The organism is Bradyrhizobium sp. CCGE-LA001 (assembly GCF_000296215.2).
GTDB lineage: Bacteria > Pseudomonadota > Alphaproteobacteria > Rhizobiales > Xanthobacteraceae > Bradyrhizobium.
In genome coordinates, this window is record NZ_CP013949.1 from 2,815,251 (window position 1) to 2,830,071 (window position 14,821).

At 64.4% G+C, this 14,821-nt stretch carries 9 protein-coding genes; 6 read left to right on the forward strand and 3 right to left on the reverse strand.

Annotation, left to right across the window (positions count from 1 at the left end):
• Position 1 precedes the first annotated feature (1 nt).
• From BCCGELA001_RS13180 to BCCGELA001_RS13195, 4 genes are all read left to right on the forward strand, one after another.
• Positions 2–1,690, forward strand: a complete 1,689-nt coding sequence (locus BCCGELA001_RS13180) for a HAMP domain-containing methyl-accepting chemotaxis protein (protein ID WP_060735483.1) — start codon at positions 2–4, stop codon at positions 1,688–1,690.
• A gap of 283 nt (positions 1,691–1,973) precedes the next feature.
• Entirely contained in the window at positions 1,974–3,662 is a 1,689-nt protein-coding gene (locus BCCGELA001_RS13185) for a methyl-accepting chemotaxis protein (protein WP_083543340.1), read from the forward strand.
• 168 nt (positions 3,663–3,830) lie between these two features.
• Complete coding sequence (locus BCCGELA001_RS13190) at positions 3,831–7,010, forward strand: efflux RND transporter permease subunit (RefSeq protein ID WP_060735484.1); 3,180 nt, start codon at positions 3,831–3,833, stop codon at positions 7,008–7,010.
• The gene (locus tag BCCGELA001_RS13195) at positions 6,997–8,193 is read left to right on the forward strand and encodes an efflux RND transporter periplasmic adaptor subunit (protein WP_060735485.1); all 1,197 of its coding nucleotides are present in this window, start codon (positions 6,997–6,999) and stop codon (positions 8,191–8,193) included. Before BCCGELA001_RS13190 ends, BCCGELA001_RS13195 begins: the two co-directional genes overlap by 14 nt.
• Positions 8,194–8,297: 104 nt before the next feature.
• On the opposite strand, the gene BCCGELA001_RS13200 is transcribed toward BCCGELA001_RS13195, so the two are convergent.
• Both BCCGELA001_RS13200 and BCCGELA001_RS13205 read right to left on the reverse strand, forming a co-directional pair.
• The gene (locus BCCGELA001_RS13200; RefSeq protein ID WP_060735486.1) at positions 8,298–9,806 is read right to left on the reverse strand and encodes an acetyl-CoA acetyltransferase; all 1,509 of its coding nucleotides are present in this window, start codon (positions 9,804–9,806) and stop codon (positions 8,298–8,300) included.
• Between the two features lie 165 nt (positions 9,807–9,971).
• Positions 9,972–11,105, reverse strand: coding sequence for a nitronate monooxygenase (locus BCCGELA001_RS13205; RefSeq protein WP_008550104.1), 1,134 nt, complete (start codon positions 11,103–11,105; stop codon positions 9,972–9,974).
• 248 nt (positions 11,106–11,353) lie between these two features.
• Between BCCGELA001_RS13205 and BCCGELA001_RS13210 the strand changes: the two genes are divergently transcribed.
• Both BCCGELA001_RS13210 and yghU read left to right on the forward strand, forming a co-directional pair.
• Positions 11,354–13,009: a flavin-containing monooxygenase gene (locus tag BCCGELA001_RS13210; protein ID WP_060735487.1), complete on the forward strand. Its 1,656-nt coding sequence runs from the start codon at positions 11,354–11,356 to the stop codon at positions 13,007–13,009.
• A gap of 170 nt (positions 13,010–13,179) precedes the next feature.
• Positions 13,180–14,055: a glutathione-dependent disulfide-bond oxidoreductase gene (gene yghU, locus BCCGELA001_RS13215; protein WP_060737640.1), complete on the forward strand. Its 876-nt coding sequence runs from the start codon at positions 13,180–13,182 to the stop codon at positions 14,053–14,055.
• 135 nt (positions 14,056–14,190) lie between these two features.
• Here the strand turns inward: yghU and BCCGELA001_RS13220 are convergent, their stop codons facing one another.
• Complete coding sequence (locus BCCGELA001_RS13220) at positions 14,191–14,808, reverse strand: flavin reductase family protein (protein ID WP_008550087.1); 618 nt, start codon at positions 14,806–14,808, stop codon at positions 14,191–14,193.
• Positions 14,809–14,821: the final 13 nt, after the last annotated feature.

Genomic DNA, 14,821 nt, shown 5'->3' on the forward strand with positions numbered 1-14,821 from the left:
GATGCTCGCCACCATTTCCATTCGCGCCAAGATCATCAGTGTCGTGGCGTTCCTGCTGGTTGCGATGACCGGCATGGGCCTCCTCGCCGTCATGAAGATGCGGTCCATGAACGCCAACACCACCGACATCACCACGAGTTGGTTGCCGAGCGTGCGGGTACTTGGCGACCTGCGTGCCGGGGTGATCACCTATCGCAACGTGATCCGCGAACACATGCTCGCCGAGACTCTGGAAGAGAAGCTCACGAACGAGAAGACACTGGCGACCGTGGTGGAAGCCAACACCAAGTTCCGCCAGAAGTACGAGCCGATGATCACCTCGCCGGAGGAACGCGCACTATACAACGAATGGTCTAAGGTTTGGGATGAGTACAAGTCCGGTACTCAGGAAGTGATGGCGCTGTCGCGCAAGGAGGCGGGCAAGGTCCCGCACGACGCCCATGAGCTCAATATCAAAGTCAACAAGATCGGGCTCAAGGCAGACGAGATCCTGAACCGGGACATCGAGCTCAATACCAAGGGCGGTGACCAGGCTGCCAAGGATGCAGCCGACAGCTATTACTTCGCCTTCATGCTAGTCTCGATCATACTCGCCGCCGCGGTCATCGCCGGTTTCGGTCTCAGCTTCTATCTGGTCCGTGACGTCTCCAACGGCATCAACTCAATCACCGAACCGATGCAGGCACTGGGCAAGGGCGACCTGTCCGCCGAAGTGCCGCACCGGGGCGAGAAGACGGAGATCGGCGCCATGGCCGACGTGCTCCAGATCTTCAAGGAGGCGCTGATCGCCAAGAAGGCTGCCGACGAAGCCGCTGCGGCCGACGCCGAAGCCAAGATCGAGCGCGGCCGCCGCGTCGACAACATCACCCGCGAATTCGAAACCATGATCGGCGAGATCGTCCAGACGGTGTCGTCAGCTTCGACCCAGTTGGAGGCTTCCGCCTCGACGCTGACGTCGACCGCCGACCGCTCTCAGCGGCTGGCGACTACCGTGGCCGGGGCCTCGGAGGAAGCCTCGACCAACGTGCAGTCGGTGGCGTCGGCGACCGAGGAGATGGCGTCGTCGGTCGGCGAGATCAGCCGCCAGGTGCAGGAATCGGCCCGCATGGCCGGGGACGCCGTCGGCCAGGCGCGCGCTACCACCGAGCGCGTCAGCGAGCTCTCCAAGGCAGCTGCCCGCATCGGCGACGTCGTCGAGCTCATCAACACCATCGCTGGCCAGACCAACCTGTTGGCGCTGAACGCGACGATCGAGGCGGCGCGCGCCGGTGAGGCCGGCCGCGGCTTCGCCGTGGTGGCTTCCGAGGTGAAGGCGCTCGCCGAGCAGACGGCGAAGGCGACCGGCGAGATCGGCCAGCAGATTTCCGGCATCCAGGCCGCGACCAACGACTCGGTTGGCGCCATCAAGGAGATCTCCTCGACCATCGAGCGTCTGTCGGAAATCTCTTCGGCGATTGCGGCCGCGGTGGAAGAGCAGGGCGCGGCGACCCAGGAGATCGCTCGCAACGTGCAGCAGGCGGCGCAGGGCACCCAGCAGGTCTCCTCCAACATCACCGACGTGCAGCGCGGCGCGACTGAGACCGGCACGGCTTCCTCGCAGGTGCTGTCGGCAGCACAGATGCTGTCGAACGACTCGAACAGGCTGAAGAGCGAGGTCAGCAAGTTCCTGACCAACGTACGCGCAGCCTAGCGCGGCGTAACTCAGACAGAGCGTCTTGAGGAGAGAGCGGCGCCAATTGCGCCGCTCTCGTCGTGCTTAGGTGTGCTGCGCGTGGGCCGAGTCGACTTGTCGCAGTAGAAGCACGGGGCGCTGCTGGCGGCATCTCCGTAGCAGTGCGGAGCACGTGCTAAAGTTTCGATCATGTCTGATCAGTATCGAAGTGGGGTCGTGGTCGGCGCGCGGCTGGGTGAACTCTCGTCCGTGCGCAACCGATGTACCGGCAACTTTTGTAGTCATTGCCTTTGGGGTGGTCATGTCTTGGATCAACAACGTTCGCGTCTCGGTCAAGGTTTCTGCTGTGTTTGTGGCAATCTGTCTGGTTGTCGCTGGCAGCACGGGGGCGATCTACAATTCGCTGAGCGTGATGAACTCGACGGCAAGAATGACGGTCCACACCTACGAAGTCCTCGAGGAGCTCTCCAAAGTCGTCGGCGCCATGGTCAATGCGGAAACCGGCGTGCGCGGCTACCTGGTGTCGGCCGATCCCGCTTTTCTCGGACCCTACGAGAGCGGACAGAAGGAGTTTCAGGCCGCGACAACGAAGGTCGGCAGCCTGACCTCGGACAATGCCGCTCAGCAAAAACGCCTTGAGCGCGTGAAAGCGTTCGCCGGCGACTGGATGGCCAATGTCGCGCAGCGCGAAATCACACTGATGAAGGATCCCGCAACCCAGTCGAAGGCCCGTGAGCTCGAGGCTTCTGGCGCCGGCAAGAAGGCGATGGATGGCCTCCGGGCGGTTGTGCAGGAGATGGATGCAGAAGAGCGGTCGCTCTTGTCGGTGCGGGGTGCCGCTGCCGCGTCTGCCTCGAGCAACGCGACATTGTCCATGTTGATCGGCGGCGTCGTCACCCTGCTGTTGTCGCTCGCCGGCGCCTTCGGCGTTGCCTTTGCGGTCACCCGGCCGATCCAGCGCATCACCACCGAGATGGGGGTCCTTGCGAAGGGCGACACCTCGGTAACGATATCGGCGACTGAGCGCAAGGACGAGATTGGCGAGATGGCCCAGGCGGTTCAGGTGTTCAAGACGAATGCGATCGAGGTCGAGCGGCTCAAGGCGGAGCAGGTCGAAGTCGAGCGACGGAATGCCGAACAACGCAAGCATGACATGATCAGGCTTGCGGATGACTTCGAGAACGCCGTCGGCCAGATCATCGGAACGGTGTCGTCTGCTTCGACCCAGCTGGAATCATCGGCCACGACCCTTACGGGCACCGCCGAGCGCTCCCAGAAGCTGGCGACCACCGTCGCCGGAGCTTCGGAGGAGGCCTCGACCAACGTGCAGTCGGTGGCGTCGGCGACCGAGGAGATGGCCTCATCGGTGGGAGAGATCAGCCGTCAGGTGCAAGAGTCCGCCCGGATGGCCGGCGATGCCGTCGGTCAGGCGCGCGCCACCACCGAGCGCGTCAGCGAGCTCTCCAAGGCAGCTGCCCGCATCGGCGACGTCGTCGAGCTCATCAACACCATCGCTGGCCAGACCAACCTGCTGGCGCTCAACGCGACCATCGAGGCGGCGCGCGCCGGCGAAGCCGGCCGCGGCTTCGCCGTGGTGGCTTCCGAGGTGAAGGCGCTGGCCGAGCAAACCGCGAAGGCGACGGGCGAGATCGGCCAGCAGATTTCCGGCATCCAGGCCGCGACCAACGACTCGGTCGGGGCCATCAAGGAGATCTCCTCGACCATCGAGCGTCTGTCGGAGATCTCTTCGGCGATCGCGGCGGCCGTGGAGGAGCAGGGCGCAGCGACCCAGGAGATCGCTCGCAACGTGCAGCAGGCAGCGCAAGGCACCCAGCAGGTTTCTTCCAACATCACCGACGTGCAGCGCGGTGCGACTGAGACCGGCACGGCCTCCTCGCAGGTGTTGTCGGCGGCGCAGATGCTGTCGAACGACTCGAACAGGCTGAAGAGCGAGGTCGGCAAGTTCCTCAATTCGGTCCGTGCCGCCTGAGGCACGCCGCCGCATGGCTGCGATGTCAATTCGCAGTGCGGTAGCAGGGAAGTGAATGCGGCAAGGCCGCCGGAGATTAGCGTTTCCGACGGCGCTCGGGTAAAGGGAAATGGGGATCGCCGTGGGGGCGGATTCCACATTCTCGTTTGACCTGGAATTGCCTGGCGCATGATTGCTCTGGTCCGTATTGCCCTGAGCCGGCCCTATACTTTCGTCGTGCTCGCGCTTTTGTTGCTGATCATCGGACCGCTGGCGGCGCTGCGGACGCCGACCGACATCTTCCCGGACATTCGCATTCCCGTGATCGGCGTGGTCTGGCAGTACACCGGCCTGCCGCCCGACCAGATGTCCGGCCGCATCACCACGCCGTTCCAGCGTGCGCTGACGACGACGGTCAACGACATCGAGCACATCACCGCCAATTCGTATAACGGCTTCGGCATCATCAAGATCTTCTTTCAGCCGAACGTCGACATCCGCACCGCCAACGCCCAGGTCACCGCGATCTCGCAGACGCTGCTCAAGCAGATGCCGCCGGGCGCGACGCCGCCCTTGATCCTGAACTACTCGGCTTCCACCGTGCCGATCATTCAGGTCGCGCTGTCAGGCGAGGGGCTCACCGAACAAAATCTCGCCGATATCGGCATCAACCAGCTTCGCACGCCCCTGGTCACCGTGCCCGGCGCGGCGATCCCGTATCCCTTCGGCGGCAAGCAGCGTCAGGTCCAGATCGATCTCGATCCGACCGCGCTCCAGGCCCGCGGCCTCTCGGGCCAGGACGTCGCCAATGCGCTGGCCGCCCAGAACCTGATCACGCCGGTCGGCACCCAGAAGATCGGCCAGTTCGAGTACAACATTCAGCTCAACAACTCGCCGCTTCGGATCGACGAGCTCGGCAATCTGCCGATCAAGACCGTCAACGGCGCCATGGTCTATGTGCGCGACGTCGCGACCGTGCGCGATGGCAATCCGCCGCAGACCAACATCGTCCACGTCGACGGCAACCGCTCGGTGTTGATGATGGTGCTGAAGGCCGGCGCGACCTCGACGCTCGACATCATCGCCGGCATCAAGCAGAAGGTGATCGACGTCAAGGATCAGATGCCCGACGCCCTGAAGATCGGCTTTATCGGCGACCAGTCGGTGTTCGTCCGTGGCGCGATCCAGGGCGTCGCCGTCGAAGGCGTGATCGCGGCGCTGCTCACCAGCGTCATGATCCTGCTGTTCCTCGGCAGCTGGCGATCGACGATCATCATCGCGGTCTCGATCCCGCTATCGGTGCTCGGCGCCATCATCATGCTGTCGGCAATCGGCGAGACGCTGAACATCATGACGCTCGGCGGCCTCGCGCTCGCGGTCGGCATCCTTGTCGACGATGCCACGGTGACGATCGAGAACATCAATTACCATCTGGAGCAGGGCAAGCCGGTCGAGCAGTCGATCCTCGACGGCGCCAACCAGATCGTGACGCCGGCCTTCGTGTCGCTGCTCTGCATCTGCATCGTCTTCGTGCCGATGTTCTTCCTCACCGGCGTTGCGCGCTTCCTGTTCGTGCCGATGGCGGAAGCCGTGATGTTCGCGATGATCTGGTCGTTCATCCTGTCGCGCACGCTGGTGCCGACCATGGCGAACTATCTGCTCAAGGCGCATGTCCATCACGAAGGCGGACCCCCGAAATCGCGCAATCCCTTCGTCTGGTTCCAGCGCGGCTTCGAGGCGCGGTTCGAGCGCATCCGCGGCGGCTACCACAACTTCCTTGGCCTCGCACTGGCGCACCGCGCGGTGTTCGTGATCGGCTTCCTCTGCGTCGTCGGCGCGTCCTTCGCGCTGGTGCCGTTCCTCGGGCGCAACTTCTTCCCCGCGGTCGATGCCGGCAACATCCTGATGCATGTCCGCACGCAAGTCGGCACCCGCGTCGAGGAAACCGCCAATCAGCTCGCCGACATCCAGAAGGCCGTCCGCAAGCTGATTCCGGGCGAGATCGAGACCATGACCGACAATATCGGCATGCCGATCTCCGGCATCAACATGACCTACAACAACACCGGCGTGATCGGCCCGCAGGACGGCGACATCCAGATCAAGCTGAAGGAAGGCCACAAGCCGACGGAGGAGCACGTGAAGGTGCTGCGCGAACAGCTGCCGCGCCTGTTCCCGGGCGTCAGCTTCGCGTTCCTCCCCGCAGACATCGTCAGTCAGATCCTGAACTTCGGCGCGCCGGCGCCGATCGACCTCCAAATCCGCGGCGCCAACCTTCCAGCCAATTTCGCCTACGCCAACAACCTGCTGGCGAAGGTCCGCAAGATTCCCGGCGTTGCCGACGCGCGTATCCAGCAATCGCCGAACAACCCGACCTTCAACATCGACGTCGACCGCACCCGTGCGCAATATGTCGGCCTGACCGAGCGCGACGTGACCAACAGCCTCGTGGTCAACCTCGCCGGCTCCTCGCAGGTGGCGCCGACCTACTACCTCAATCCCGACAACGGCGTGTCCTACTCGATCGTGATGCAGACGCCGCAGTATCAGATCGATTCACTCAGCGCGCTGCAGACGCTGCCGATCACCGCGGCCGGCAATTCGCAATCGCCGATCCTCGGCGGCATCGCCGACATCAAGCGCTCGACCTCGAGTGCGGTGGTCTCGCAATACGACATCCAGTCGATGGTGCAGATCTTTGCCACGACCACGGGCCGCGATCTCGGTGCGGTCGCGGCCGATATCCGCCAGCTCATCGCCGATACCGCCAAGGACGTGCCGAAGGGCTCCTCCGTCGTGCTGCTCGGCCAGGTGCAGACCATGAACAGCGCCTTCACCGGCCTGCTGTTCGGCCTGCTCGGTGCCGTCGTGTTGATCTACTTCCTGATCGTCGTGAACTTCCAGTCCTGGTCCGATCCGTTCGTGATCATCACGGCCCTGCCGGCTGCGCTCGCCGGCATCGTCTGGATGCTGTTCATGACCGAGACGACGCTGTCGGTGCCGGCCCTGACCGGCGCTATCATGTGCATGGGCGTTGCCACCGCCAACAGCGTGCTCGTGATCTCCTTCGCCCGCGAGCGCTACGAGGAGCTCGGCGATCCCATCGCGGCGGCGCTCGAAGCCGGCTTCGTCCGGTTCCGTCCGGTGCTGATGACCGCGCTTGCCATGATCATCGGCATGGCGCCGATGGCCCTGGGGCTCGGCGAAGGCGGCGAGCAGAACGCGCCGCTCGGCCGCGCCGTGATCGGCGGCCTGATCTTTGCAACCTTCGCCACACTGATGTTCGTTCCCGTGGTGTTCAGCATGGTACACAGGAAGCAAGGCGCCGAAGGCGCCGCCCCATTGGAGACCGCGCATGTCGCCCACTGAACCCCGCTCCCCGGTGTCGCACCGGAAACTGGGCATCTTCGGCGTGGTGGCGCTGATTGCGGCAGGCCTCGTCGTGGGCACCGGCATCCGCGCCCGCGAGGAGCAGGGCACCAAGCTGAAGGAATGGACCGACGATCAAGCCATTCCCACCGTCGCGGTGACCCAACCCAACGCCAAGGCGCTCCACGCCACCCTCGATCTGCCCGGCCGGCTGGAAGCCTATTACCGCGCTCCGATTTTTGCGCGCGTGTCGGGTTACCTGAAGAGCTGGAACGCCGACATCGGCGCCCGCGTCAAGGCCGGGCAGGTGATTGCCGAGATCGAAGCGCCGGACCTCGACCAGCAGCTCTTGCAAGCCCGCGCCGACCTCGCCAGCCAGCAGGCTAGCGCCCGGCTGTCGGAAGCGACGCTGAACCGGCGCAAGACGCTTGTCGCCTCGAACTTCGTCTCGGCACAGGAGATCGACGAGCGCACGGCGGATCTCTCCAACAAGAATGCCGCGGTCAATTCGGGCAAGGCCAATGTCGAGCGGCTGGAAGCACTGGCCGGCTACAAGAAGATCACCGCGCCGTTCGACGGCGTCGTCACCGCGCGCGACACCGATGTCGGCGCGCTGATCAATGCCGGCGGCGGCTCGGGCCCGGCGATGTTCGTGATCTCCGACATCAGCAAGCTGCGTGTCTACGTCAACGTGCCCCAGAACTACGTGCCCGCGATCAAGATCGGTGCGAAAGCCACCATCACGCTGCCCGAATACCCGAACCGGAATTTCCAGGCGACCGTGGAGGCCTCTTCGCAGGCGGTCGATGTCGCCTCCGGCACCACGCGCATGCAGCTCGGGCTCGACAATTCCTCAGGCGAGCTGATGCCCGGCGGCTACGCCAGCGTGAAGCTGAACCTGCAGCGCGACTCCGCGCCGCTCAGCATCCCCGCCAGCGCGCTGATCTTCAACAGCAGCGGCCTGCGCGTTGCGACCGTCGGACCGGACGACAAGGTGCTGTTCAAGACCGTGACCATCGCCCGCGATCTCGGCCGCGAGATCGAGCTGGCCTCGGGCATCGCAGCGGAAGACCGCGTCATCACGGCACCGCCAGATGGCCTGTCGGACGGCGATGCGGTGCGTGTCGTTGGCGGCAAAGGCAAGCCGGCAACGGCATCGGAGAAGCAGGCGCCACGGAGTTAGGACGGTCTCGTAGGGTGGGCAAAGCGAAGCGTGCCCACCATCTTGCTTTATCGGAAAAGCAAGGTGGGCACGGCGCAGGAGCGCCTTTGCCCACCCTACGAGATCTACGCCACCCGCCACTCCGGCACGCCATCCGCAGCCATCGTGATCTCGCCAAGCGAACCGACCGGCGTTCGATCCATGTCGAGCAGATGCGCCAACGTCGCACTGTCGCCCGCCGGAATCCGCGCCAGCGTGCGCCGGTCATCCTGCGTGCGCAGCATCACCACGCCGTGCTCGACTTCGCCGCCACGACCGTAGAGCACGGTAAAGCTCTCGACCTTGCCCTTGCCGTTTACCTCGGTCACGAACTCCGGCACTGCGCGTTTGTTGCGGTCGGCTTCGCCTTGCACGCTGGTTTCCTGCGCCAGCGCTTCGCGCGGCGGGGTCTTCGACACCACCAGCGCGTGATGCTTGGTGACGAAGCCGCCCTGGCCGTAGAGCAGGCCGAGGCTGGCGCCATCCCGCACACGCCGGACCATCGCGCAGGCGGCATGAGTCATGTAGGTGTTGAGCGGCGCGCCGAAGAAGGTGAGGCCGCCGGTCACGGTCGGCTGCACGTCGGCACCCAAGCCCAATGTCCGCCGCGCCATCTTGGGCACGCAAGGAAAACAGCTGTAGAGCTCGATTGCATCGAACTTCTTGCCGTCGTCCCCAGCGAGATCCATCACCGCGTTCAGCACGGCGTTCTGCGGATGGCTCTCATAGAACTGGTCGCGGAGGAGATAATCGCGCGGCTCCTCCGCCGAGGCACCGCCAAGCGGGTAGACGAGCTTGTCCTCGGCAATGCCGGCCTCGCGTGCCTTGGCGAGGCTGGTGAGCAGCAGCGCGCCGCCCATGTTGACGCTGGGATTGGCGACCATGAGCTTGTTATAGGGCCAAGCGATCAGACGGTTGTCCGCGGTCGGCGTCGTGATCTCTTCAGGGGTGTAGCGCCGCTTCAGCCAGGCGTTTGGATTTTGCGCGGCGGCTTCAGAATAGCGCGACCACAGCGTCCCTGATTCCGCCATCGCCTCGCGCGGCGTCTGGCCCCACTGCGCCGACGAAGCCGCTTCATAGAACGGATAGACGGTGACCGGGCGAAACACGCCGAGCTTCACCGCCAGCGGCTTCTGGAATGCCGCGCCGCGCTTGGGCTCCTCGACATCGTGGGCGAACGGCGTCCATGGCAGCTTGACGCCGGCGCGTTCGGCCTTGGTCGCAGTCGATTGCGCCTCGGCGCCGCAGACCGCGGCCACCACACACTCGCCGCGCGCGATGCGCTTGGCGGCCTCGTGGATGAAGCGGATCGGGCTCTCGCCGCCGACCGGGCCGTAATAGCAATGCGCCGGCGAAACGCCGAGGCGGTGCGCCAACAGCTTCTCCGGATCGCGATAGCGCCAGCTCAGGAAGTTGACGACGTCGAGCGATTCCACCTCGTCGAGCAGCTTTGCGCCGGCATCGGCCTCGGCACGCCGTAGCGCCTGTTCGAGCAGGTCGAGCGGCTCGAGGCCCTCGGTGATCTCCTTGGGGCGGTCGACGATCTCGCCGATGCCGACGATGACGGGGGTGCGTTCTTCGGGGATATTGGTCATTTCTTCTTGCTTCGTTTCATATCCTGGGCACGCCGCCGCCCTTCGAGGGCCGCTGAAGAAGCGGCCACCTCAGGGTGACGGCTACGGGGACGACGTCATCCTGAGGTGCGAGTCCGGCGGCGCATGGCGCCGTCGGACGAGCCTCGAAGAATGGGCTAGGGGCATTCACTCCGCCACCAGCGCATTCATGTGCTCGACGGCTTCGGCAAACTCTTCCTTGAATTCCTGCACCACTGCGCCGGCCGACTTCACGCTGTCGATCAACCCGACGCCCTGGCCGACGAAATAGCTGACGAGGTCGCGCGCCCTGGCGTTGCCACTCGCGGCGGCGCGGTCGATCGAATGGAAGGCGTCGCGGCTGATGATGCTTTGCAGCGGCATCGGCAATGCGCCCGGGCTGTCCGGCGCACGGTCCCAGGCATCGGTCCAGACCGAGCGGAGCTGCCGAGCCGGCTTGCCCGTGCGGCCCTTCGAACGCACGGCGTCGCGCGAGGACGCCGCGATCATCTTCTCGCGAAAGATCTCCGTGGTCTCGGCCTCGACGGTGGCCAGCCACACCGAACCGGTCCAGGCGCCGGCCGCGCCCATCGCCATGCAGGCCGCCATCTGCCGCCCGGTCATGATGCCGCCGGCCGCCAGCACCGGCACGTCGCGGATGGGCTTGATCGCCTTGATCACCTCCGGCACCAGCACCATGGTCGAGACCTCGCCGCAATGGCCGCCGGCCTCGGTGCCCTGCACCACGAGGATGTCGACGCCGGCCGCGACCTGGCGCAGCGCGTGCTCCTTGGCACCGACCAGGGCTGCGACCGGCACGCCGTGCTTCTTTCCCATCTCGATCATAGCCTTGGGCGGCACGCCGAGTGCATTGGCGATCAGGCGGATCGGATGATTGAAGGAGACTTCGAGCAGCTCCAGCGCCGTTTTCCCGTCGAACGGCTGCGGCTGGTCGGCCGCGACCTCCGTCGTCGTGAGCTCGATGTCGTATTTCTTCAGGAGATCACGCGTGTAGCTGCGATGCGCCTGCGGCACCCGCGCTTCCAGGCTCTTCCAGGTGACGTCCTTCTCGCCCGCGGTCGAGATGTTCTCGGGGATCAGCACGTCGATGCCGTAAGGCTTGCCGTCGACGTGATCGTCGATCCACTTCAGCTCGCGTTCGAGCGTATCCGGCGTGTGCACGGTGGCGCCGAGCACGCCGAAGCCGCCGGCGCGGCTGACGGCGGCGACGACATCGCGGCAATGGCTGAAGGCCAGCAGCGGGAACTCGATACCCAGCATGTCGCAGATCGGCGATTTCATGGCTCTCTCCCGGCGGCCTTCGCGTTCTCGTTGCCTTGGTGGGCGAAGCAAAACGACGCTAGCCGATCGTCGCGCACGATGCCATGCCGGATTCGACGGAGCTTCTTGCGTGTAGACGCCGCGCGCGGCGGCAGCCATTCCGTCGCGTAAAATAAGCAGGGCAGGAGGCTTCGATTAGCCTCTTGCGCTTTTGCAGCAGTGAGCGAATGCTGGCTCACAACAACAGGATAACGAGGGAGCGCCAACCGATGTCGTCAGCGCAATCGAGCCCGGCTCGCGCAAGCGAGGCCTACGACGTTGTCGTCGTCGGCGCTGGTTTTGCCGGCATGTACATGCTGCATCGCCTGCGCGGGCTCGGCTTCTCGGCGCGCGTCTATGAGCAGGGCGACGGTGTCGGAGGCACCTGGTACTGGAATCGTTATCCCGGCGCGCGCTGCGACGTCGAGAGCATGCAATATTCCTACTCGTTCTCGGAGGAGCTCCAGCAGGAGTGGGACTGGAGTGAACGCTACGCGCCGCAAGCGGAGATCCTGAAATACGCCAACCACGTCGCCGACCGTTTTGACCTGCGCCGCGACATCCAGTTCGACACGCGCGTTGAGCGCGCCGTATTCGACGAGCGCGCAAAGCGCTGGTCGGTAACGATCTCCGACGGCAGAACGGTTCAAACGCAATTCGTCGTGCTCGCCACCGGTTGCCTCTCGAACGCGCGCAAGCCCGACATCAAGGGTCTCGAGAACTTCAAAGGGCCCATCTATCACACCGGCAACTGGCCACACGAGGACGTCGATTTCACGGGCTTGCGGGTCGGCCTGATCGGCACGGGATCGTCAGGCATCCAGTCGACGCCTGTCATCGCCGAGCAGGCCAAACATCTCACCGTGTTTCAGCGCACGGCGAATTTCTCGATTCCCGCGCGCAACGCCGCTCTGACGGACGAGGAGCGCAGCGCGTTCCGCAAGAAATATCCGGAGATCCGCCGCTTTGCCCGCGAAGTCGCGCGCAACGGCATCTATGCCGAGCAGCCCGATCGCGGTGCGCTCGACGACAGTGACGAGATCAGAAACGGCAAATACGCGGCGCGCTGGGAGCGGGGCGGGCTGACCTTCATGTATGTCTACAACAATCTCGGCCTCGAGCGTTCCGCGAACGACACCGCCGCCGACTTCGTGCGCGGCAAGATCGCCGAGATCGTGAAGGATCCGGAGACCGCAAAGCTGCTCCAGCCGAATAGCCATCCGATCGGTACCAAGCGCATCTGCATCGACACGGATTACTTTGCGACGTTCAATCGTCCGAACGTAACGCTGGTCGATATCAAGACCAACCCGATCGAGGAGATCACCGCAAACGCGGTTCGCGTCGCAGGCAAGGACCATGAAGTCGACGCGCTGGTGATGGCGACGGGCTTCGACGCCATGACCGGATCGGTCGCGAACATCGACATCAGCGGCCGGGCCGGGCAGACGCTGAACCAGAAATGGGCGGAGGGGCCGAAGACCTATCTCGGGCTGATGAGCGCGGGCTTTCCGAACCTCTTCATCATCACCGGCCCGGGCAGCCCCTCGGTGCTGTCGAACATGATCGTGTCGATCGAGCAGCACGTCGACTGGATCGCCGGTTGCCTGACTCACATGCGCAAGCACGGCCTTGTCACGATGGAGGCGGAGAGGGAGGCCGAGGAGAAATGGGTCGCCCATGTCAATGAAGTCGCCCACGGTACGCTCTATCCGCAGGCTAATTCCTGGTACATGGGCGCCAACATCCCCGGCAAGCCGCGCATCTTCATGCCCTATATTGGCGGCGTCGGCGTCTACCGCCGCATCTGCGACGAGGTCGCGGCGAAGGGATATGACGGGTTCGTGATGGGACGGGCGCAGCAGCCGCAGGCTGCGGCGTCCTAGGTGACGCCGTCATTCCGGGGCTCCGCCCTCCGGGTGCCCGGAATGACGGGCGGGAAGGGGGTGCCATGCCGAAACGTTGATTTGCCCAGCCGGGCAATGCGTTTCGCCGCCCTTGCCATCGGGCGTGCGGGGCCTAATTAATGCAGGCGCATCTTTCCGCCGGAGCTCCCATGACCGACACCCCCGCCTACGTGCCGCCCAAAGTCTGGACCTGGAACAAGGAGAATGGCGGGCAATTCGCCAACATTAACCGTCCGATCGCCGGGCCCACTCATGAGAAAGAGCTGCCCGTTGGTAAACATCCGCTCCAGCTTTATTCGTTGGCAACGCCCAACGGAGTGAAGGTCACGGTGATGCTGGAAGAGCTGCTGGCGCTCGGTCACAAAGGCGCCGAATACGACGCCTGGCTGATCAGGATCGGCAACGGCGACCAGTTCGGCAGCGGTTTTGTCGACATCAATCCGAACTCGAAAATCCCAGCGCTCATGGACCGCTCCGGGCCCGAGCCGATCCGCGTGTTCGAGTCCGGCTCGATCCTGTTCTACCTCGCCGAGAAGTTCGGCGCCTTCCTGCCGAAGGACATCAAGACCCGCACCGAAGCCATGTCCTGGCTGTTCTGGCAGATGGGTAGCGCGCCCTATCTCGGTGGCGGCTTCGGTCACTTCTACGCCTATGCGCCGACCAAGATAGAATACGCCATCGATCGCTTCGCGATGGAGACCAAGCGTCAGCTCGACGTGCTGGACCGGCGGCTCGCCGACAACGAATACCTCGCGGGCAAGGAGTACACCATTGCCGACATGGCGGTGTGGCCATGGTACGGAGCGCTCGCCAAGGGGCTGGTCTATGGCGCCGGCGAATTCCTCTCGGTGCAGGACTACAAGAACGTGCAGCGTTGGACCGACCAGATTGCTCAGCGTCCGGCCGTGAAGCGCGGCCGCATGGTCAACCGCGTCTCCGGCGATCCCGCGAGCCAGCTCCACGAGCGCCACGACGCCAGCGATTTCGAGACCAAGACGCAGGACAAGCTCGAGGCGGCGAGGTAGCTCTTCTTCCTCGCCCTGCGTGCAGAGACGTCGAATTCGATTGAAGTCTCGTAGGTGGGCAAAGCGAAGCGTGCCCACCAATCAGCATTATGCGTACAAAAGACGTGGGCACGGCGCTATGCGCCTTGGCCCACCCTACGACCTCTTCACACCCTCTGCCGCCGGAAACACCACGCGGTCATCGGTGCGGCAGTAGCGGTCGGCGAACATGCGGCCGATCGGATGATAGCGGTCCATGTGCACCCGCATCGCCTCGGGATCCCAGAGCTCGTCGCGGATGTGGAAGTGGATGCCTTCGCCCATGATCAGGCGACGATCGTCGTTGACGTCGATCAGCTTCCAGAGCTTGCACTCCATCGCCCAGGGCGTGTCCGCCAGCCGCGGCACCGCGATCCTGGTCGAGGGCGCAAGCTTCAGGCCGAGATAGTCGGGCTCGCCGATATCAGGCGGAAAATCGCCGCTGCTCTCGTGCATCGCTTTCGCGAGCGGCTCGTCGGCGATGTTGACGACGAACTCGCCGGTTCGCTGGATGTTGAGAAACGTGTCCTTGTCCTCACCATCAGGCTTGCGGTTGGCCGCGAACATGCAGAGGGGCGGATCCTCGCAGAATGCGTTGAAGAAGCTGAACGGTGCGGCATTGACCACGCCGGTTGGCCCCAACGTAGTCACCCACGCGATCGGCCGCGGCAGGATGAAGGAGGTCAGCACCTTGTAGCGCTCGCGTGGCGTCAGGTCGCTGGCGGCGTAGTCCATGGACTTTCCTTTC